Source organism: Delftia sp. UME58 (assembly GCF_014170385.1).
Lineage (GTDB): Bacteria > Pseudomonadota > Gammaproteobacteria > Burkholderiales > Burkholderiaceae_C > Comamonas > Comamonas acidovorans.
Genome location: NZ_LZZV01000109.1, coordinates 130,920 through 150,625, shown reverse-complemented (window position 1 = coordinate 150,625; position 19,706 = coordinate 130,920). Strand labels below are relative to the sequence as shown.

At 63.3% G+C, this 19,706-nt stretch carries 19 protein-coding genes and 1 pseudogene; 15 read left to right on the top strand and 5 right to left on the bottom strand.

Annotation, left to right across the window (positions count from 1 at the left end; translation table 11 throughout):
• The 3 genes and pseudogenes from A9976_RS29330 to A9976_RS29320 form a co-directional block, all read right to left on the bottom strand.
• A pseudogene (locus tag A9976_RS29330) lies at positions 1-733 on the bottom strand (IS3 family transposase); the annotation flags it as partial.
• A 124-nt stretch (positions 734-857) separates the two neighbouring features.
• Complete coding sequence (locus tag A9976_RS29325) at positions 858-1,346, bottom strand: hypothetical protein (RefSeq protein WP_183021877.1); 489 nt, start codon at positions 1,344-1,346, stop codon at positions 858-860.
• A 335-nt stretch (positions 1,347-1,681) separates the two neighbouring features.
• Positions 1,682-2,323: an FMN-dependent NADH-azoreductase gene (locus A9976_RS29320; protein WP_183021876.1), complete on the bottom strand. Its 642-nt coding sequence runs from the start codon at positions 2,321-2,323 to the stop codon at positions 1,682-1,684.
• Positions 2,324-2,489: 166 nt separating this feature from the next.
• Between A9976_RS29320 and A9976_RS29315 the strand changes: the two genes are divergently transcribed.
• Positions 2,490-3,407 carry a LysR family transcriptional regulator gene (locus tag A9976_RS29315; protein ID WP_183021875.1) on the top strand — a complete coding sequence of 306 codons (918 nt, stop codon included), beginning with the start codon at positions 2,490-2,492 and terminating at the stop codon, positions 3,405-3,407.
• A 10-nt stretch (positions 3,408-3,417) separates the two neighbouring features.
• Here the strand turns inward: A9976_RS29315 and A9976_RS29310 are convergent, their stop codons facing one another.
• Positions 3,418-4,317 (bottom strand): LysR family transcriptional regulator, encoded by a 900-nt coding sequence (locus tag A9976_RS29310; protein WP_183021874.1) that lies wholly within the window; start codon positions 4,315-4,317, stop codon positions 3,418-3,420.
• Between the two features lie 133 nt (positions 4,318-4,450).
• Between A9976_RS29310 and A9976_RS29305 the strand changes: the two genes are divergently transcribed.
• The 13 genes from A9976_RS29305 (at position 4,451) to A9976_RS29245 (ending at position 17,126) form a co-directional block, all read left to right on the top strand.
• Positions 4,451-5,548, top strand: a complete 1,098-nt coding sequence (locus A9976_RS29305; protein WP_183021873.1) for an ABC transporter substrate-binding protein — start codon at positions 4,451-4,453, stop codon at positions 5,546-5,548.
• Complete coding sequence (locus tag A9976_RS29300) at positions 5,535-6,320, top strand: ABC transporter ATP-binding protein (RefSeq protein WP_183021872.1); 786 nt, start codon at positions 5,535-5,537, stop codon at positions 6,318-6,320. Before A9976_RS29305 ends, A9976_RS29300 begins: the two co-directional genes overlap by 14 nt.
• A complete protein-coding gene (locus A9976_RS29295) occupies positions 6,313-7,137 on the top strand; it encodes an ABC transporter permease (RefSeq protein ID WP_259649360.1) in 825 nt (274 codons plus the stop codon). Before A9976_RS29300 ends, A9976_RS29295 begins: the two co-directional genes overlap by 8 nt.
• Positions 7,138-7,268: 131 nt before the next feature.
• A complete protein-coding gene (locus A9976_RS29290; RefSeq protein WP_183021871.1) occupies positions 7,269-7,649 on the top strand; it encodes a cupin domain-containing protein in 381 nt (126 codons plus the stop codon).
• Positions 7,650-7,655: 6 nt separating this feature from the next.
• Entirely contained in the window at positions 7,656-9,026 is a 1,371-nt protein-coding gene (locus tag A9976_RS29285; protein WP_220808950.1) for an amidase, read from the top strand.
• 15 nt (positions 9,027-9,041) lie between these two features.
• On the top strand, positions 9,042-9,728 hold the full coding sequence (locus A9976_RS29280; protein ID WP_183021870.1) for a DUF2848 domain-containing protein: 687 nt from the start codon (positions 9,042-9,044) through the stop codon (positions 9,726-9,728).
• A 322-nt stretch (positions 9,729-10,050) separates the two neighbouring features.
• Entirely contained in the window at positions 10,051-11,316 is a 1,266-nt protein-coding gene (locus tag A9976_RS29275) for an FAD-dependent oxidoreductase (RefSeq protein WP_259649359.1), read from the top strand.
• 230 nt (positions 11,317-11,546) lie between these two features.
• The gene (locus A9976_RS29270; RefSeq protein WP_183021869.1) at positions 11,547-12,206 is read left to right on the top strand and encodes an alpha/beta hydrolase; all 660 of its coding nucleotides are present in this window, start codon (positions 11,547-11,549) and stop codon (positions 12,204-12,206) included.
• Positions 12,207-12,365: 159 nt separating this feature from the next.
• On the top strand, positions 12,366-13,367 hold the full coding sequence (locus tag A9976_RS29265) for a sulfate ABC transporter substrate-binding protein (RefSeq protein WP_183021868.1): 1,002 nt from the start codon (positions 12,366-12,368) through the stop codon (positions 13,365-13,367).
• 74 nt (positions 13,368-13,441) lie between these two features.
• Positions 13,442-14,347 carry a sulfate ABC transporter permease subunit CysT gene (gene cysT / locus A9976_RS29260; RefSeq protein ID WP_013801696.1) on the top strand — a complete coding sequence of 302 codons (906 nt, stop codon included), beginning with the start codon at positions 13,442-13,444 and terminating at the stop codon, positions 14,345-14,347.
• 1 nt (position 14,348) lies between these two features.
• Positions 14,349-15,356 (top strand): sulfate ABC transporter permease subunit CysW, encoded by a 1,008-nt coding sequence (cysW, locus tag A9976_RS29255; protein WP_183021867.1) that lies wholly within the window; start codon positions 14,349-14,351, stop codon positions 15,354-15,356.
• A gap of 37 nt (positions 15,357-15,393) precedes the next feature.
• Positions 15,394-16,521: a sulfate/molybdate ABC transporter ATP-binding protein gene (locus tag A9976_RS29250; RefSeq protein ID WP_013801698.1), complete on the top strand. Its 1,128-nt coding sequence runs from the start codon at positions 15,394-15,396 to the stop codon at positions 16,519-16,521.
• Positions 16,522-16,619: 98 nt separating this feature from the next.
• Positions 16,620-17,126, top strand: coding sequence for a disulfide bond formation protein B (locus A9976_RS29245; RefSeq protein ID WP_012206385.1), 507 nt, complete (start codon positions 16,620-16,622; stop codon positions 17,124-17,126).
• Positions 17,127-17,129: 3 nt separating this feature from the next.
• Here the strand turns inward: A9976_RS29245 and dhaL are convergent, their stop codons facing one another.
• Entirely contained in the window at positions 17,130-18,938 is a 1,809-nt protein-coding gene (dhaL, locus tag A9976_RS29240) for a dihydroxyacetone kinase subunit DhaL (RefSeq protein ID WP_183021866.1), read from the bottom strand.
• A 294-nt stretch (positions 18,939-19,232) separates the two neighbouring features.
• On the opposite strand from dhaL, the gene rpiB reads away from it, so the two are divergent.
• Positions 19,233-19,706, top strand: coding sequence for a ribose 5-phosphate isomerase B (gene rpiB, locus A9976_RS29235; RefSeq protein WP_012206383.1), 474 nt, complete (start codon positions 19,233-19,235; stop codon positions 19,704-19,706).

Genomic DNA, 19,706 nt, shown 5'->3' with positions numbered 1-19,706 from the left:
TCCTTGAGCAAGTTGGGATGGCGTCGAAACCGATGATGGCTGTCGGTGGTCTTGTGATACGCCCGCTTCGGCGCCACCAGCATGCGCGCCTCGCGCAGCACGTCCAGCAACGCATCGCGCCCCAGGCTCGCGCCGGCGTGCTGCAGCGGCTGCGCGAGCAGATGGTGCAGCTTGCGCGCGCCCAACCGGGGCTGACGCAGGCGCACGTCGCGAACGAGCTCGATCACGGTGTCGGCACGCGCACAGCGTTGCTGCTGATGCTGCAACTGCTGGTAGTAGGCTTGGCGGCTGACGCCCCAATGGCGGCAAGCCCTCGCCACGCTCAGCCCCGGGAGGAGCTTTTGCGAGAGGACTTGCCCAAAGGCTTTTTTACGATGCGCACCCCGTAGTCCTTCTTCAGGACATCGATCACCGCCTCGAACAGTTGGGCCTTCTCGTTGGCTTCGCGAAGCTGGACTTCGAGGGCCTTGATCTTCTGCTCGGGAGTCAGCGGTGCAGCAGGTGCAGATGAGGGCTTCTTGATCGGTACTGGCATGGCAAGCCCGGATGATGCCGAACTCCAGTTTTGGCGACCATGCTTGCGCAGCCACACCAACACGGTCGAACGGCCCTGGATGCCGTAGCGCTCCTGGGCCTGTTTGTACGTGAGATCGCCTTTTTCCACCTGATCGACCACCGACAGCTTAAAAGCCAGCGTGTAGTCCCGCTGCGTGCGTTTGACCCTTGATTCCATTGACTTGCCTTTTCTGAGAGGAAAAGGTGTCAACCCAGGTCAGGACGGGTCACAAGACACAAAAAAGCCCGGCAATGCCGGGCTTTTGCGTTGCGGCTCCTGTGAGCGCAGAGGTCAGGAAGCGTCAGGAAGCGGGAGAAGGGTTGGCAATCGCCGCAGCAGGGCGTGCGGCGGACGACGCCTTCTCGCGTGCCTGGGCCTGGTCGATGGCATCGATGATCACCACGCCCGTCGACTTGACGCCGGGCGCCGAAAAGCCGGCACCTGGCGTCACGCCGGGATGGGCCAGCAGCTTGCGCGTCATCTCCTGGTTCAGCTGCTGCTGGCTGGGCTTGGCGGGGGCAGGCGAGGTGGCGGGCTGCTCGGGCTGCTCTGGCGCAGGTGCCTCGTCGGTGTTGCGCACATAGCTGCGGTACACGCGGGAGTTGAGCTGCTCCTGATCCTGCTCGCGCTGGTACTGCAGGAACTGGTAGACACCGATGCCCACCACGGTGATGGCCAGCAGGGACACGGCGATCACCGTGATCACCAGGTTTTCATCGGACGGCGGGCGTACATGGACATGGACAGGGCCGCGGGGCCGTGCGTGGGAGCGGTGACTTGTGGCTGGCATGGGTGGAACGCAGAAAAAGCAATATGACTGCCTGGGTATCGGCAGATCTGCCGTCATTCTGAAATGCAGTCGGTTCGTGTCGGACAAAGCCGCGAATAGGGCGGTGATGGTCCAGCCTACCAGCTTCGTGTGTCCGCGAAAGCCCATCGCGCATTGCATTTTTCAAAGGAGGCGCAAAGGCGGATACCTCTTTTGTTCGCCGCAGTCCATTGGGAGCAATCCGGGCTGCCCGGCCCGGCAACTGATGGGGCCACCAAAAGCAAAAGCGCCCGGGCCGAAACCCAGGCGCTTGTCCATTCATTGAGCAGGCAGCCCCCGGCGGGCTGCAATGGCCATCAGGCAGCCAGCGCGGCTTCCTGATTTGCGGCGGCAGCCGCTGCACGCACGATGTCGCTGCGGGCCGATTCCAGGGCCTTGGCCTTGGACTCATCGCCCATGGCCACGCCTTCTGCGCGCACGATGCTCACATCGGTGATGCCCAGGAAGCCGAACACCGTCTTCAGGTAGCTTTCCTGGTGCTCCAGGGCCTGGCCCATTTCGCTGGTGGAGTACACGCCGCCGCGCGTGGAGGCCACGATGACCTTCTTGCCCTTGGCCAGGCCTTCGGGGCCGGCGGCGGTGTAGCGGAAGGTGCGGCCGCCCTGGGCGATGCGGTCGATCCAGGCCTTGAGCTGGCTGGAGATGGTGAAGTTGTAGAACGGGGCGCCGACCACGACCACATCGGCCGCCAGGAACTGGCTCACCAGGGCTTCGGAGATGGCGTTCTGTGCGCGCTCGGCTTCCGTCGTGGCGGCCTGGCCGGTGCGAAAGCCCATGGACACTGCGTTCAGGTGGTCGGGGGCATTCACGGCCAGATCCAGGTATTCGACCTTGGCGCCGGGGTTGGCGGCCACCAGGGCTGCCACGGTCTGGGCGGTCAGCTGGCGGGACACCGAAGCGGCGCCGGTGATGGATGAGTCGATGTGCAGCACTTGCATGAAAAAGCTCCTGGGAGGTATCGGTTGGAATCGGCCGTTCGGGAAAGCTTGCAGGGCCGACGATGGGATCAATTGTGAATTTGGACAGAGTCTTTGATAAGCCGCCGAAATTGCGATAGATTGTCCTGAATTTGCGGTCAATGAGCACAGGGGAGGGACGCGCGACATGATGGATCTCAACGACATGCTGTACTTCGCCGAGGTGGTGGAGCGCGGCGGCTTTGCCTCGGCCGGGCGGGCGCTGGGCATACCCAAGTCGCGGCTGTCGCGGCGCGTGGCCGAGCTGGAGGCCCGGCTGGGCGTGCGCCTGCTGCAGCGCACCACGCGCAAGCTGTCGCTGACCCAGGTGGGCGAGGCCTATCTGCGCCATTGCCAGGCCATGCGCGATGCGGCCCTGGCCGCCGCCGACACCGTGGCCGAGGTGCAGACCGAGCCGCGCGGCACCATCCGCGTGAGCTGCCCCGTGACCCTGGCCCAGACCGTGCTGGGCGAGCTCATGCCCCAGTTCCTGCAGCGCTGCCCGCTGGTGCATGTGGAGATGCAGGTGACCAACCGGCCCGTGAATCTGGTGGAGGAGGGCATCGACGTGGCGCTGCGCGTGCGCCCCAGCCTGGAGGACAGCGGCTCCATGGTCGTCAAGCGGCTGGATGTGGCGCGCCAGATCCTCGTGGCCAGCCCGGAGCTGCTGGAGCGCCAGGGCACGCCGCGTGCACTGGCCGACCTGCAGCACCTGGACAGCATGTCCATGTCGGCGGTGGACGGCCAATCCAGCCTGCTGCTGGTCGGCCCCGAAGGCCGCGAGCAACGCCTGCAACTGCAGCCGCGCTATGTGGTGGATGACCTGCTGACGCTGAAATTCGCGGCGCTGGCCGGCAGCGGCATGTGCTGGCTGCCCGACTACATGTGCCACGAGGAACTGGCCGAGGGCCGGCTCGTGCACCTGCTGCCGGGCTGGGAGCCGCCCCAGGGCATCGTGCACGCGGTCTTCCCCTCGCGGCGCGGCCTGGCGCCGGCCGTGCGGCATTTCCTGGACTTCCTCGGCGAGACCGTGCCGGGGCGCAACAGCCATGCCACGCGCGCGTAAGCGCATGGCGTCATAGGTTGTATGTCGCCTGCGACTCCCTTGCCAGTTCTACTGCAATTTCGGCGACCAACTCGATGGCCAGCGTGTCCGGCGAGTTCAGCCAGGTTGCGGTAAATGAGACGTTGGGCAACATGATGCCGGTAGGTATGAGTTCCAGCTCACCCGACTCGATGCGGTCCAGGGCTATGGCCGGTGGAGCGACCAGAATGCCGAACCCTTCAGTCGCGAGCTGGATAAAAGGGGTCAGGGCATTTGCGCTGTGGATGCGCACAGGGCCCAGCGCAGGTTCATTGAAAACCGCGCGCAGAATTTCATAGGGCTGTGTGCGGCGAGGAAATGTCAGCATCCGAAAGCGGGCGATGTCCTGGATCGTTGCAGGTTTCGGAATGCGCATTTCCGGACTGGCGATGAACGCCATCGGATAGTCACAAAGGAAACGGTTGATCAATACCGGGGAATTCAATGGGCCCATCACAAAGGCCAGATCAATTTCCTGATTGGCGAGTTTCTTCCCCATTTCCCAGGTGATGTCGCTCTGGATTTCGAGGTTGAGTCGTGGATAGACCTTCTCCACCCGCCGGATCAATTCGGAAAGCCAGGTGTGCACCAGCGTCTCGACAATTCCCAGTCGCAGCGTTCCTTCAATTGCATCAGGATTGCGTATGGACGCCACGATCTCGGATCGCAGTTTCACTGTGCGCTCGGCATAGCCCAACAGCTTTCTGCCGGCGGCCGTCGGTGACACCGTTTTGTTGTCGCGGTTCAGGAGGCGCACTCCCAGGCTTTGCTCCAGTTGCGCAATGCGGTGCGAGACCGCAGGCTGCGTTGTCGCCAGCTTGCTTGCAGCGGCGCTGAAGCTGCCGAGATTAACCACCCAAAGAAACGTCTCCAGACTTTTGAAATCGATCATCGCGTGCCTCCATCACTATGAATCATTTTTATGGCTGAGCATGAAAAATGAAGATTGGTCTTCATGAATAGTGAGCTGAATAATGGCTTAGAGACAAGTGACGTGAACTGGTCAATTACCCGAGGAAAAGCGATTGACCGCCGCGTTGATGACAAACCTGAAGGTGAGAGAAATGCACTACCCCACAAGCAGGCGCCGCATGCTGGCTGCGATGCCCTGTCTGATCACTTTGCCGGCTGCATTGCGGCCCCGTTGGTCCATGGCGCAGGCCAGGGAAAAGCTGGTGGTCAGGCTGGACTACACGCCGTGGGGCATACATGCTCCATTTCATCTGGCTCAGGCCAAGGGCTGGTTTGCCGAACAGGGGATAGAGCCGGTCTTTGATGACGGCAACGGCTCGGTGGCCACGGTGCAGATCGTCGGCAACGGCCAGTACGACCTGGGTCATGCTTCGCTGGGACCCATGGCGATCGCACGAGGTAGAGGCGTTCCGGTTCGCTCCATCGCCACGCTGTTCGGCCAGAACGATATTTGCCTTCTGATGGACAAGGGCGCCCGCGTCCGGCGCATTGCAGACCTCAAGGGCCGGACTGTTGCCTATACGTCCGGCTCGCTGGAGGCGCCATTCATCGACAAGTTTCTGGCCTCTGGTGGCCTCTCGCGTGCAGACCTGAATCTGCAAAGCGTCGATGCATCGGCCAAGGTGGGGCTGTATGCCAATGGCCGGGTCGATGGAATCTTCTCCAGCCCGACCTTTACCCTGCCGCAGTTCCAGGCGCAGCGCCCTGCGGATGTCATCCGCTTTGCTGACCACCAACTCGATTTTCTGGGATATGGCCTGTTCGCTACCGACGAAGCCATCGCCCGGCGCGCAAAGGTGCTGGGGCGTTTTGCCAGCGTCGTTGCCGGAGCGTGGAACTACATCTTCGCCGGCCATGAAGAGGAAGGCGTGCAGGCCATCATTGCGGCGCGTGCCCAGGCCAAGCTCAACCCCGAGATGCTGCGCGGACAGATAGAGCAACTGCGCAACTACATCGCGCTGCCCGGCGGCCAGGGCTCGCCAGCGCTGTCGGTTACCGCCACGCATTGGCAATCCACGCTGGCCATCCTAGGCGCCGCGCGGCTGGTGCCTGCAGATGCGCTGGCCATCGGCTATTTCACCAACACGCTTCTGGACGCCGAACTGGTTCAGCGTATTGGCGGCAAGGAGAAGGCCCATGATCGCAGCTGAAACCAGCGCCGCAGACTTCAAGATCCGCGCGGCAGGCATGACAAGGCGCTTTGATGACGTGCTTGCGCTGGACCGCGTCAACCTTTCGATTGCCAAGGGTGAATTCGTCAGCTTCCTTGGCCCCAGCGGCTGCGGCAAGAGCACGATGCTGCGGTGCATTGCGGGCTTGGACCGGCCATCCGGTGGCATTCTTGAAATCGATGCGGCTCCTGTGGATGGCCCGCCGTCCGATCTGGGATTGGCGCTTCAGCGCGATGCCTTGCTGGACTGGATGGATGTGCTGGACAACGTGCTTCTGCCCGCCGATTTCCGCGGCGAGCCCCGGCAGCAGCACGAAGCACGGGCACGTGATCTGCTGGGCCGGGTAGGGCTGCAGGACTTCATCCATGCCTATCCCCACAGCCTGTCCGGCGGCATGCGCCAGCGTGTTGCCATTTGCCGTGCCTTGCTGTTGACACCGGGCCTGCTGCTGATGGACGAGCCCTTTGGAGCCCTTGATGCACTGACGCGCGACCAACTCAATGTCGACCTGCGCAAGCTCTGGGAGGCCGAGAAGATGACCGTCATCTTTGTCACGCACAGCATTTCAGAGGCGGTGTTCCTCTCCTCACGGGTGGTCGTGTTCCGGCCCCGACCGGGCCAGATCGTCGACGACGTTCCTATCGAGCTGGCCGGAGAGCGGCGCCTTGCAGTGCGTGAGGAGCCAGAGTTCGGCACCCTGACCCGCCATTTCCGCAGTCGTTTCGAACAGATGGGAGTCATCCATGAGTAACGCCATCACTTTGACCGCGGCGCGGCCGGCAGGTGGTATGTTGAGGGCCACTCTGGTCTCCGGGCTGGGCTTCATCGGCTTCCTCCTGGCCTGGGAAGCGCTGGTACGGCTGCTCAGCGTGCCGGTCTACCTGGTGCCACCACCCAGCTTGGTGCTCAAGGACCTGGCCGAGTTCCCGGGCTGGTTTGCCATGCAGGCTGCATACACAACCTCCATCACCTTGGCCGGCTTTCTTGCCGCAACGGTCCTGGGCGTGGCCTTCGCCGTAGTGCTGGTGGAGTCACCTTTCCTGAACCGGCTGTTGTTTCCCTTGTTCATTGCGCTCAACAGCGTGCCCAAGGTGGCCATTGCGCCACTGTGCATCATCTGGTTCGGAACTGGTTCCTTCACCAAGGTGGCCATCGCTTTCATGATTGCGGTCTTTGCCGTCGTCATCGACGCTTCACTGGGCCTGCGCTCGGTGTCGCAGGACGTGCTCGACATGGCCACGGCGCTGCGCGGCTCGCGCTGGAAGGTGCTCACACGCATTCGGCTGTATGCGGCCCTGCCGTCTATTTTTGCGGGCATGAAGGTGGCCATGTCGCTGGCCCTGGTGGGCGCCATCGTGAGCGAGTTCGTGGCTTCGCAGACCGGGCTGGGCAACGTCATCCTGGTGGCCCAGGGGCAGTTCGACACGCCCCGCGTATTCGCGGCCCTGCTGCTGCTTTCGCTGATCGGACTTGTGCTGATCGGATGCCTGGACCTGCTGGAGAGGCAACTGATGCCTTGGAAGTTCAGGGCGCACAGCAAGGTGGCGCACATCCAGCCTAAGCGCTAGCGCAAACCTACCCCGCCCCCATTCGTCCCCATCCGTTCCTAGGCAAGCCCGCCGGGCAGGTCAGGCCGCGCCATGCCTGGCGCGGTGTCCAACTGCCCATCCACCCACCAAATCCACCAGTGAGATCCACCATGGCCATCAACAAAGCACATCAGGAGTTCTATCAGGTCGATATGAACGAAGGCTGGGAAACGCCGAAAGGCTATCCCTCCGGCATCCAGCAGAAGATTCTTGCGGGAACACTGGACGTGAAGAACCGCCAGGGAGGCCACACTCGATTGCTGAGGTTCAGGCCCGGCACGTACACCACCGTTCCTTTCGAACACGACTACTGGGAAGAGGTCTATGTGATCGAAGGCGACCTGTGGGTAGGCAATGACGCGCATGGGCAGGGCGGCGTGAGATTCGGCCCCGCCACCTACTGCTGCCGCCCTCCGCATGTGCCGCACGGACCGTTCAGGACCGAGCAGGGCTGCCTGTTGCTGGAACAGCACTACTACGACCCCCAGTGAGCTCGCATGAAGACCACCATGCGCCGTCTGCTGGACCTCCAACACGGGCTCGAACGCGGTGAGCTGCGCAGCCGCGATCTTGTCGAATTGAGCCTGTCCGCCATCGCAGACCCGGCAGGCCAGGGCTCACGAGCTTTTCTGTCGGTCTTCCCCGAGCAGGCGCGCAAGCAAGCCGACTTCTACGACCAGGCGCGCCGGGATCGCCTGCCGATGCCGCGCTGGGCGGGCATTCCCATGGCGATCAAGGACCTGTTCGATACCCTGGGGCAGGTCACAGGCGCAGGCTCGCATGTCCTGGACGCATGCCCGCCGGCCGAACGGGATGCGGACGTTGTCGCCGCGCTGCGGCGTGCTGGCTTCATCGTCATCGGCAAAAACCATATGACCGAGTTCGCCTATTCCGGGCTCGGCTTGAACGCGCATTTCGATGTGCCGCTCAACCCGTTCGGGCGTGATGTGGGGCGCATTCCCGGGGGGTCGAGCTCCGGTGGCGCGGTGGCCGTAGCGGACGGCATGGTCGCTGCCGCACTGGGGTCCGACACGGGAGGCTCCTGCCGCATCCCGGCCGCCTTCTGCGGCATCGTCGGCTTCAAGCCGACGGCGCGGCGCGTCTCCCGTAGTGGGGTCATTCCTTTGTCCAGCACGCTGGATGCGGTTGGGCCACTGGCCAACAGCGTCTCTTGCTGCGCCATCCTGGATGCGATCCTGTCGGGCGTAGACGAAGAGCAAGTGCCAGCCATGCCGGCAGCTGGCTTGAGGCTGGGTGTCATCCAGGGCTATGTGGACGACCAACTGGACGAGGCGGTCGCGCAGGCGTTTGAGGGAGCCCTGGAGCGCCTGTCCCGGCAGGGCGTGCACCTGGTCGCCGTGTCGCTCCCCGAATTGGGGGAGCTGCCGCACATCCATCGCATGGGGGGCTTCGTGGGTGCCGAGGCTCATGCATGGCACAGACCCCATATCGAATCGCGCTCGCAGTTCTACGATCCCTGGGTTCTTTCACGGTTTGCCGCTGGCAAATCGCAGAGTGCGGCCGATTACATCGATCTGCTGCTGGCTCGGCAGCGGCTCATCGCTGCAGTGCAACGGCGCTCCCATGCCTTTGATGCTCTGGTGCTGCCCACCGTCCAGATCGCGCCGCCGATGCTGTCCAGCCTCAGCGAGGCAACTGCGATCAGCGAAGCCAACCGGCTGTGCCTTCGCAACACGTCCATTGCGAATTTTCTGGATTTGCCAGCCATTTCCATTCCCTGCCATGCGCCTGAAAGCCTGCCTGTGGGGCTCATGTTGCTCGGGGAAACCATGGCAGATCGGCAACTGCTCGGAATCGCCCGCAGCTTGGAAGCTGCGATCAATCCAACCTGCGATCAGGAGACATGAAATATGCGCCCGCTAATGACGCTCGAATTCGACTTCATCCAGAAAACCGGCACCAAAAGGCGCACGGTAGCGGTCCACTCGGCCATCGTCGGCGGCTGGACAGGCCGGGACAAAGAGGCGCTTGCCCACCACGTTGAAGAACTGCAAAAGCTGGGCGTGGCGCCTCCCGCGCGCACACCACTGTTTTACCGCGTCGGTGTCTCCCGGCTCACCCAGGCGCAGGCCATTGAAGTCATAGGCACAGGTTCCAGCGGCGAGGTGGAGTACGTCATGCTCAATGTCGAGGGGCGGCTATGGATAGGCGTGGCATCCGACCATACCGATCGCCATGTGGAGCACATGGGGATCACGGTCGCCAAGCAGCTCTGTGACAAGCCGGTAGCCGGCGTGCTATGGCCCCTGGATGAGGTGGAGTCGCACTGGGACAAACTGATCTTGCGAAGCCACATTGTGGAAAGCGGGGAGACAAAGCTGTACCAGGAAGGGACAGTCTCCTCGCTCCTGTCTCCGCGCGAGTTGCTGGTTCGCTTCGCAGAAGAAGGACAGATCTTCGGAGACGGCATGCTGATGTTTGGAGGTACTTGCGCAACCATCGGTGGCGTTCGCTATTCGCCGCAATTCAGCTTCCAGATCATCGATCCCCTGCTCGATCGCATCATTACTCACTGCTACACGGTCCATCCCTTGCCAATAGAGGGGTGACGTTTCCTGGTTTATTGCAAAGAGTGACGAAGGTTGTGTGCTTGATTGTTAAAGAATTTCATTTCTACCAACTACTCATATCTCATTGAAATTGCGGGGATGATTTTCCTGTTTTTGGCAGAATCTATTTGTTCTGATAAACATATATAGGGGGAGGGTATTTGATAAATTTGAAGAAATTTTGACTGATAAATCCGATATGATTGCCATCATTGATTATTCTGACTATCCGATTATCTGTAGGCTGGTTGGAAAATAGTTGAGTGGTGATATTTTATTCAATTCCATAAGTGAATGACGAATTTTATACGGGAGAAAAAACATGACCGTTTCTGCGGCAATGGATAGCTATGATGTCATCATTGTGGGCGCTGGCACCAATGGTTTGGGCGCCGCCTATCATGCAACTGCGAGAGGACTGAAGACTCTGCTGATAGATCAGTACGATATTCCAAATTCCGTCAATAGCTCAAAAGGCATTGAGAGAATTTTTCGGATTATGTATGCGCAGCCCTCACAGATTCGCATAACTGAAAGCGCATATGCTCTTTGGCATGCAATACAGGCGGCGTACGGAACGGAGATTCTCGCGCCCGAGGAATTGCTTTTTTTTGGCCACAGCGATGCACCGCCGACACCGGAGGGTAATTTGCAACAGGCGGCTGAAGCCATGAGTCGCATGGGCATACCCTATGTCACGTTGGACTCTCCCGCTCAGATAGCGGCACGTTTTCCTGTTCTCAACCCAGCGACGATGCCAAGTACCTATATCGGGCTGGTGCAACGGCAGGGAGCTTCCATCAATGTGCAGGCATCGCATCAAGCGATGCTTGCTTTGGCAAATGCGACAGGACATCTCACCATGATGTCTCAGACCAAGGTGACTCAGATATCTCCTGACGGAACTGGCTACCTTGTCAGCACGCTTGCAGGCTCCGTCAGTCAGGACTTCTTTGCCGAGCATTTGATCGTGTGCGCGGGCGTCTGGGCCAACGATGCTCTGCAGGGGTTGGGGCTGAGGCAGTCGCCCGACTGGAAAATCTGGCAGATGACCTATGCCTACTGGAGGGTGCAGGGCGGAGCGCACATGCCACTTTGGTACGAGTTCGGCAACACGCCAACGAACCCAGATGGCCTGTTCTACGGCTTTCCGAAGCTGGACTTCGCGCCCGATGGCCTGGTGAAGATGAGTGCCGACTACACCAACACCATTTTGGAGGATCCATCCGGCATCACTTCAACTCCTGATCCGCGGATCCTGAGCGATCTGGTGGATCACCTTGGGAGGCTTTTTGTGCCTGGGGTCATCGATGTGCCCAACCACCAGAACGCGGGCACCTGCCTTTACTCCATGAGCCCAGATACCAACCTGGTGATAGGAAAAATTCCAGATCTGGGGGGTAGCGCCGGCAGTGCGTTCCAGAACGCATCCATGTGCATCATGGCCTCCGGCAGAGGCTTCAAGTACGCGCCGATCTTTGGACGCGTGCTGGTGGAGCTGGCTGTGGACGGGGAGTCCACCTACACGCCGGACCTGGAAGAGTTCGACAGCTTCCGCGGCGGCTTGTTCGTGCCTGCGACAACCTGAGAAGGCTCGCGTTGAGTGAACTGCGGCGGCAGATCGTGTGCGCTGGCAATGCCGCATGTGGTCTGCCGCTTCGTTGCGTTGACCCCTTGCCCAAGCGCCTCGGCTTGACTGAGGAGCGTGTACAGGTCACTGAGGTGCCATAAGAAAACAACAAAACGTTCGTTGGGATAGTTGGCGGTGTTCTCCACAATCGGGGCCCATGTCCAGCAATGGACAGTCCAGGAGAACCCATGAATCCCCACCGCATCATCATCGTGCCCGGCTGGCGCAACTCCGGCCCTGACCACTGGCAAAGCCTGTGGGCACAGCAGCTGCCGCATGCCGAGCGGGTGGAGCAGGACGACTGGCTCGTGCCCCACCGCGAACCCTGGGTGGCCGCGCTGGAGCAACTGGTGCTGTCCCGGCCCGAGCCCGTGGTGCTGGCCGCCCACAGCCTGGGCTGCATCACGGCCGCGCACCTGGGTCCCGAGGCCAGTGCGCGCGTGCGCGGTGCGCTGCTGGTGGCGCCGGCCGATCCCGAGCGCCGTGCCCAGCTGGCCGACTTTGCGCCCGTGCCCTATGCGCCGCTGCCCTACCGCAGCGTGCTGGTGGCCAGCAGCAACGACCCCTACTGTCCGATCCGCCGGGCCGGCGCCTATGCGCGGGCCTGGGGAAGCGAGTTCGTGCGGCTGCAGAACGCGGGGCACATCAATGTCGAATCAGGCTTTGGCGACTGGCCCCTGGGCCTGGCGCTGCTGCAGTCGCTGACGCAGGGCGACAGCTGGCAGCCGGCACAGCCCCGGCCTGCCGTGCGTTCGCCGCGCTCGCCGCGTCCGCCGCGTGTGGCGGCTGCGCATGCCTCCGTCTCTGCGGGCACTGGCGCGGGCGCGCCATGGGCTGCCGGTCTGTGATGGGCCGGCGGGTGACCGCAGGCAGGGCAGGTTCTTTATATGGTGACAGGCCATTAACAAACAAAAATATATTCTTTTGAGTTTTAAGCCGGCGTTCGCACAATGTGACTGTCTGTGAATCCATCGCAGAAATGTCCACTGATAAAAAGGCAGCGAACCATGCATTCTTTGAAGCTCAAGACTTTGTTGGCCACCCTGGCGCTGGCCGCCGCCGGAACGGTATCGGCGCAGAACCAGCTGCTCAACGTCTCCTACGACGTGGCACGCGAGTTCTACAAGGACTACAACGCCGCCTTCGTCGCCCACTACAAGAAGACCAAGGGCGTGGACATCAAGGTGGATCAATCGCACGGCGGCTCCAGCGCCCAGGCGCGTGCCGTCAACGACGGCCTGGCCGCCGATGTGGTGACCTTCAACACCACCACCGACGTGCAATTCCTGGCCGACAGCGGAGTGGTCGCCAAGGACTGGGCCAAGAAATTCCCCAATGACGCCTCGCCCACCACCTCGACCATGCTGTTCCTGGTGCGCAACGGCAATCCCAAGAACATCAAGGACTGGAGCGACCTGATCCGTCCCGACGTGAAGGTCGTGGTGGTCAATCCCAAGACGGGCGGCAATGGCCGCTACGCCTACCTGGCGGCCTGGGGTTCGGTGCGCGAGAAGGGCGGCACCGATGCGCAGGCCGCCGAGTTCGTGCAGCAGCTCTACAAGAACGTGCCCGTGCTGGGCAAGGGCGGCCGCGACGCGACCAGCATCTTCCTGCAGCGCAACATCGGCGACGTGCTGATCACGTTCGAGTCCGAAGTGGTCTCGGTCGAACGCGAATTCGGCAAGGGCAAGGTCGATGCCGTCCATCCCTCGGTGTCCATCGTGGCCGAGAACCCCGTGGCCGTGGTCGAGCGCACCGTGGCCAAGAAGGGCACGGGCCAGCTGGCCCATGACTACCTGGCCTGGCTTTACTCCGACGAGGCCCAGGAGATCGCCGCACAGCACGCGCTGCGCCCCCGCTCCGAGGCCGTGCTCAAGAAGCACGCCGATGTGTTCAAGCCCATCAAGCAGTTCACCGTGGCCAAGTATTTCGGCTCGCTGTCCGAGGCCCAGAAGGTGCACTTCAACGACGGCGGACAGTTCGACAAGATCTACGTCCCCGGCAAGTAAGCACGCAAGCAGGCATGAAGGCGGCGCAGTCCGCCTGAGGCCCCCTCCCCACACTGGCTGATTTGGAATCCAACATGGTGTCTGCCGTTCCGACCAGCCCAAGGCCTGGCGCCGACGCTCCCGTGCCCGCACCGTCCGGTGCGGCGCGCAAAGGGCGCGGCGCCAAGCGCGTTTTGCCCGGCTTCGGGCTGACCTTGGGCTATACGCTGTTTTATCTGAGCCTGATCGTGCTGATCCCGTTGTCGGCACTGCTGTTCAAGACCTTCTCGCTCACCTGGCCCCAGTTCTGGGAGGCCGTGGCCTCGCCGCGCGTGCTGGCCTCGTACCGGCTGACGTTTGGCGCCTCGTTTGCGGCGGCCTGCGTGAACCTGGTGTTCGGCCTGCTGATCGCCTGGGTGCTGGTGCGCTACAAGTTCCCGGGCAAGAAGATCGTCGATGCGCTCGTCGATCTGCCCTTTGCCCTGCCCACGGCCGTGGCCGGCATTTCGCTGACCGCCTTGCTGGCCGGCAACGGCTGGGTGGGCCAGTACCTGGAGCCCTACGGCATCCAGCTGGCCTTCAACCCGAACGGCGTGGTCATTGCGCTGATCTTCATCGGCCTGCCCTTTGTCGTGCGCACGGTGCAGCCGGTGCTGGAGGACTCCGAGAAGGAGCTGGAGGAAGCCGCCACCAGCCTGGGCGCCTCGCGCTGGCAGATCTTCTACAAGGTGATCCTGCCGGCCATCACGCCCGCGCTGCTCACGGGCTTTGCCATGGCGTTTGCACGCGCCATCGGCGAGTACGGATCGGTCATCTTCATCGCGGGCAACATGCCCATGATTTCCGAGATCACACCGCTGATCATCATCGGCAAGCTGGAGCAATACGACTACGCAGGCGCCACGGCCGTGGCCGTGGTGATGCTGCTGTTCTCCTTCGTGATGCTGCTGGTCATCAACGCGCTGCAGGCATGGCAGCGCAAGCATTCGGGAGGGGCTTGAGATGGCGTTGTCTCCACAGGAAGCTCTGCTTCTCAAGATCATTGGCGCGGTGCTGGTCGCCGTGCTGGTGCTGTACAGGCTCACGGCGCCCCCGAAGGGCCGGCGCGAAAAGCTCACCACCACCGAGCCGCGCGCCGTGCGCTGGGTTCTCACGGGCATTGCGCTGATCTTCATCGGCCTGTTCCTCGTGCTGCCGCTGGCGGCCGTGTTCACCGAGGCGCTGCGCAAGGGCTGGGACGCCTATGTCGCCGGCCTGCAGGAGCCCGATGCCTGGTCGGCCATCAAGCTGACCCTGATCACGGCGCTGATCGCCGTGCCGGTGAACCTGGTGTTCGGCGTGGCGGCGGCCTGGTGCATCGCCAAGTTCGAGTTCCGGGGCAAGGCCTTTCTGATCACCCTGATCGACCTGCCGTTCTCGATCTCGCCCGTGGTGGCGGGCCTGATGTACGTGCTGGTGTTCGGTGCCCATGGCTGGTTCGGCCCCTGGCTGGCCGAGCATGACATCAAGATCATCTTCGCCGTGCCCGGCATCGTGCTGGCCACCATCTTCGTGACCTTCCCCTTCATCGCCCGCGAGCTGATCCCGCTGATGCAGGCGCAGGGCAGCGACGAGGAGCAGGCCGCCATCGTGCTGGGTGCCACGGGCTGGCAGACCTTCTGGAAGGTCACCGTGCCCAACATCAAGTGGGGCCTGCTGTACGGCGTGATCCTGTGCAATGCGCGTGCCATGGGCGAGTTCGGCGCAGTGTCGGTGGTCTCGGGCCACATCCGCGGCCAGACCAACACCATTCCGCTGCATGTGGAGATCCTCTACAACGAGTACCAGTCCGTTGCCGCCTTCGCTGCCGCCTCGCTGCTGGCCCTGCTGGCGCTGGTGACCCTGGTCATCAAGTCGGTGGCCGAGTGGCGTGCCGAGCAGCAGGCCAAGGCCGCTGCCGACCTGCCTCCCGAGCGCCCCACGGCGTCTTCCCAGGCTTCCCAGGCATCCCAGGTGCCGCAGGTGTCCTGAACCCCGGCCCCGACCAGAAAAAAGCAAGAGCAAGACCATGAGCATTGAAATACGCAACGTCAGCAAGCAGTTCGGCGATTTCCAGGCCCTGCGCGATGTGAGCCTGGACATCCAGTCCGGCGAACTCATCGCACTGCTCGGCCCCTCGGGCTGCGGCAAGACCACGCTGCTGCGCATCATCGCGGGGCTGGAGACGCCCGACGTGGGCAGCATCCACTTCAGCGGCGAAGACACCACCGATGTCCATGTGCGCGAGCGCAACGTGGGCTTCGTGTTCCAGCACTACGCGCTGTTCCGCCACATGACCGTGTTCGAGAACGTGGCCTTCGGCCTGCGCGTGAAGCCGCGCAGCCAGCGCCCCAGCGAGGCCCAGATCCGTGAGAAGGTGATGAGCCTGCTCAAGCTGGTGCAGCTGGACTGGATTGCCGAACGCTTCCCGTCCCAGCTGTCGGGCGGCCAGCGCCAGCGCATTGCCCTGGCCCGCGCCCTGGCGGTGGAGCCCAAGGTGCTGCTGCTCGACGAGCCCTTCGGCGCGCTGGATGCCAAGGTGCGCAAGGAGCTGCGCCGCTGGCTGCGCCGCCTGCATGACGAGCTGCACGTGACCTCCATCTTCGTGACCCACGACCAGGAGGAGGCACTGGAGGTCGCCGACCGCGTGGTCGTCATCAACCAGGGCCGCATCGAGCAGGAGGGCACGCCCCAGCAGGTCTGGGACAACCCGGCCACGCCCTTCGTCTACGGCTTCCTGGGCGATGTCAACCTGTTCAAGGGCCGTGCCAGCGATGGCCGCGTCTACCTGGACGACGGCACCCAGCTGGACAGCCACGACGCCAAGGGCGCCAGCGACAGCAAGGCCTTCGCCTATGTGCGCCCGCACGATCTGGAGGTGGAGCGCTACTCGCCCGGCCAGAACCTGGACGTCCAGGGACGGCCCACGGGCATCGTCGTGCAGCTGGCCCGCGCCATCGTCGTGGGGCCCATTGCGCGCCTGGAACTTATTCCTTCGGAGAGCACCGAAAGCACGGACAATGCCGAAGAGGGTGGCCTGATCGAGGCGCAGATTCCTGCGCAGCAGTTCAGGGACATGGCCCTGCGCGAGGGGGAAACCCTGGTGGTGACACCGCGCCGTGCCAAGGTGTTCCTGGACGAGGCGGCTGGCATCTGACGGCGCGGCAACGGCTTCCTGCACCCGCTGAACAGGGCTGCAGCGCCGGGCCGGCGCCGCAGCCCTGATTTCATTCAACCGGGTGACGAAAGACAAGAATGCTTCAATGGTTTGACAACGCTCCGCGCCGCATCCTGGCGCTCATCAGCCTGGCCTGCGTGGCCATGCTGGCCTTCGGCATGTATCTGCAGCATGTGGTCGGGCTGGAGCCCTGCCCGATGTGCATCGTGCAGCGCTATGCATTGATCGGCGTGGCCCTCTTCACGGGCCTGGGCAGTGTGCGCGGCGGCCGTGGCTGGCTGATCAGTTGGGGCGTGCTGGCGCTGGTGGCTGCAGGCTTTGGCGCCTTCGTCGCCGCGCGCCAGAGCTGGCTGCAGTGGTATCCGCCCGAGTTCGCCACCTGCGGGCGCGACTTCTACGGAATGATCGAGAACTACTCCATCAGCCGTGCCGTGCCCATGATCTTCCGTGGCTCGGGCGACTGCGCCGCCGTGGACTGGAGCTTCCTGGGCGGCTCCATCGCCAACTGGTCCTTCATCTGCTTCGCCATCATGAGCGTGGCCGTCTTGGTGTTGCTGGTGCGCGGCGCTGCCCGCAGGCGCTGAGCCCTAGGATGAGGCTTGCGCCAGCCGCCGCTGCAGCGACTGCGCCAGGGTGCTCAGAATCAGCCAGCAGGACGTGGCGCCCGCGTCCAGCACGCCAATGGAGCGCGGCCCCAGCCGGGCCGAGCGCCCGATACGGGCCTGCAGGTGGCGCGTGGATTCCTTGCCCGCCTCGGCCGCGGCCTCCATGGCCTGCAGCGCCTCGCGGAAACCGGCGCCGGCCTGCAGCGATTGCCGGTAGGCCTGCAGTGCCGGGGCCAGCGTGTCGATGAGGGTCTTGTCGCCCACCTGGGCCTTGCCCATCTCCTGCACATCGGCGACGGCCCGCGCCAGCGCCTGGCCGAACAGGGCTGCATCCATCTCCTGCTCCGGCCCAAGAACATCGGCGAAGCCTTGGAAGAAGCTGCCGTACAGCGGGCCCATGGAGCCGCCGATATCGTCCATCAAGGCCTGAGACAGCTGCTGAAGCGCCGCAGGCAGTTGCGCCGCCTGGCTGGCGTCCATGGCATCGAGTCGTGCGCCGCAGCCGGAAAAGCCCTTGGCCATGTTGATGCCGTGATCGCCATCGCCGATCAGGCCGTCGATCTCGCTCAGGAACTCCCGGTGGCCGACGATGGCCGTGATCAGCTCGCGCACGATGTTGCCCGCGCCATCGAGCGCGATGGCCGGCCCTTGGCTGGTGCGCCTTGCGGCTTTGGGGCGGGCGATTTGTGCTTGTTCCTGGGCCTGTTCCTGCGCCTGTGCCGGCGTCCGTGCCGGAGCAGAGGGCGGCGTTGGAATGGCCTCCTGCGGCTGAGGCGGCAGCCCGCCGGCCAGGGTCAGGGCGACTGACTGGCAGGGCGCCTTGAGGCAGGCTTCCAGCACATCGTCCAGCTGCATCAGCGTGAGTGTGATGCCCATCATCTCCAGCGAGGTGAAGAGATTGCCCACCAGCCGGAAGGCCACCTGCATGCCGCGTTCTTGCAGGTGCCGGGCCACCTCGCCATAGAGGATGTACTGCTCCATCAGCGGCGTGGCGCCCAGGCCGGACAGCAGCACGGCCACGCGGTCGCCCGGGGAGAAGGGCAGGTCGGGCAGCAGGGTGTCCAGCATGCGCTCGGCCATATCGGCCGCCGTGGCCGTGCGGTGCACGGACATGCCGGGCTCGCCATGGTGGCCTATGCCCACCTCCATGCTGCCACGCTCGATATGGAAGTTGGCCTTGCCCACGGCGGGAATGGTGCATGCCGACAGGCCGATGCCGATGCTGCGCGTGCGGGCCATGGCGTGCCGGGCGATGGCGATGACTTCGTCGAGGCTGGCGCCCATGGCCGCCCGGGCGCCCGCCACCTTCCACATCAGGATCTCGCCGGCCACGCCGCGGCGGCTGGCCTCGTCGCCCCGCGCGGCTGAAGGCACGTCGTCGTTGGCCACCACGGTCCTGACCGCCATGCCTTCGGCCGCGGCCATCTGCACGGCCATGGCAACGTTCATGTTGTCGCCCGCGTAGTTGCCATACAGGCAGGCCACGCCGGCGCCGCCATCGGCTGCGCGCATGGCGTCGTAGAAGCTTCTGGCCGTGGGGGACGAGAAGACCTCGCCCACGGCGGCGGCGTCGCACAGGCCTGCGCCCACATAGCCCAGAAAGGCCGGTTCGTGGCCCGACCCGCCGCCCGTCACGATGCCCACCTTGCCCCTGCGTGGCGCGCCATGCAGGCGCACGACGCGGGGGTTGCCTGCGTCGATGCGCAGGGTGTCGCCATGGGCGGCGATCCATCCCTGGAGCATGTCCTCCACCACCCGGTCGGGGTCGTTGATCACGCGGTTGGTCGTCATGCCTTTGTCTCCTCCAGGTGCGGTCCCGGCGGGTGTGCCGAAGACTGTTCATATGATCATTGAATGGTCATTTTTGATTTGTTGAAATTGACATGTCAATGCCTTTTGGCTATTCGATAGCCAAGGGAAAACGATAGGACTTGATGGATTTTGTAGAAAATTCAATGGGTTACGTATTCATCTTGCCGACTCACATAGCTATCGTTGTTTGACAACTGCTCTTCGATTGAGAAGACTCTCATAAAACATTGATCAAATGATCATGTGATGGTCTTTTGTAACGAAGGGGATGCCATGAAGCTGGCCATCGGCTGCGACGAAGCCGCCTGCGACCTCAAGAACGCCGTGAAGCAGCATCTGCTGGCCCAGGGCCACGAAGTGGCCGACTTCGGCACGCACGACGGCGAGCCGGTGCTCTACCCCGACATCGGCATCGCGGTGGCGCAGGCCATCGTCCAGGGCCGCCATGAGCGCGGCGTTCTCCTGTGCGGCACGGGCATAGGCATGGCCATTGCCGCCAACAAGGTGGCAGGCATCCGCGCCGCGCAGGCGCATGACACCTATTCGGCCGAGCGCGCCAGCCGCAGCAACGATGCGCAGATCATCACGTTGGGCTCGCGCGTGATCGGGGTGGAACTGGCCAAGGCCATCGTGGACCGCTTCCTTGCATCGCGCTTCGATGGCGGCAGCTCGGCCCTGAAGGTGGATGCCATCACCGGCTTCGAACGCTCGCAGGCCGCCGCGGCCGGGCGCGGGCAGGGCGCGTGA

Coding starts and splice junctions, on each gene's coding strand:
- A9976_RS29325 (WP_183021877.1), bottom strand. CDS start 1,346: ATGCCAGCCACAAGTCACCGCTCCCACGCACGGCCCCGCGGCCCTGTC.
- A9976_RS29320 (WP_183021876.1), bottom strand. CDS start 2,323: ATGCAAGTGCTGCACATCGACTCATCCATCACCGGCGCCGCTTCGGTG.
- A9976_RS29315 (WP_183021875.1), top strand. CDS start 2,490: ATGATGGATCTCAACGACATGCTGTACTTCGCCGAGGTGGTGGAGCGC.
- A9976_RS29310 (WP_183021874.1), bottom strand. CDS start 4,317: ATGATCGATTTCAAAAGTCTGGAGACGTTTCTTTGGGTGGTTAATCTC.
- A9976_RS29300 (WP_183021872.1), top strand. CDS start 5,535: ATGATCGCAGCTGAAACCAGCGCCGCAGACTTCAAGATCCGCGCGGCA.
- A9976_RS29295 (WP_259649360.1), top strand. CDS start 6,313: ATGAGTAACGCCATCACTTTGACCGCGGCGCGGCCGGCAGGTGGTATG.
- A9976_RS29290 (WP_183021871.1), top strand. CDS start 7,269: ATGGCCATCAACAAAGCACATCAGGAGTTCTATCAGGTCGATATGAAC.
- A9976_RS29285 (WP_220808950.1), top strand. CDS start 7,656: ATGAAGACCACCATGCGCCGTCTGCTGGACCTCCAACACGGGCTCGAA.
- A9976_RS29280 (WP_183021870.1), top strand. CDS start 9,042: ATGACGCTCGAATTCGACTTCATCCAGAAAACCGGCACCAAAAGGCGC.
- A9976_RS29275 (WP_259649359.1), top strand. CDS start 10,051: ATGACCGTTTCTGCGGCAATGGATAGCTATGATGTCATCATTGTGGGC.
- A9976_RS29270 (WP_183021869.1), top strand. CDS start 11,547: ATGAATCCCCACCGCATCATCATCGTGCCCGGCTGGCGCAACTCCGGC.
- A9976_RS29265 (WP_183021868.1), top strand. CDS start 12,366: ATGCATTCTTTGAAGCTCAAGACTTTGTTGGCCACCCTGGCGCTGGCC.
- cysT (WP_013801696.1), top strand. CDS start 13,442: ATGGTGTCTGCCGTTCCGACCAGCCCAAGGCCTGGCGCCGACGCTCCC.
- cysW (WP_183021867.1), top strand. CDS start 14,349: ATGGCGTTGTCTCCACAGGAAGCTCTGCTTCTCAAGATCATTGGCGCG.
- A9976_RS29250 (WP_013801698.1), top strand. CDS start 15,394: ATGAGCATTGAAATACGCAACGTCAGCAAGCAGTTCGGCGATTTCCAG.
- A9976_RS29245 (WP_012206385.1), top strand. CDS start 16,620: ATGCTTCAATGGTTTGACAACGCTCCGCGCCGCATCCTGGCGCTCATC.
- dhaL (WP_183021866.1), bottom strand. CDS start 18,938: ATGACGACCAACCGCGTGATCAACGACCCCGACCGGGTGGTGGAGGAC.
- rpiB (WP_012206383.1), top strand. CDS start 19,233: ATGAAGCTGGCCATCGGCTGCGACGAAGCCGCCTGCGACCTCAAGAAC.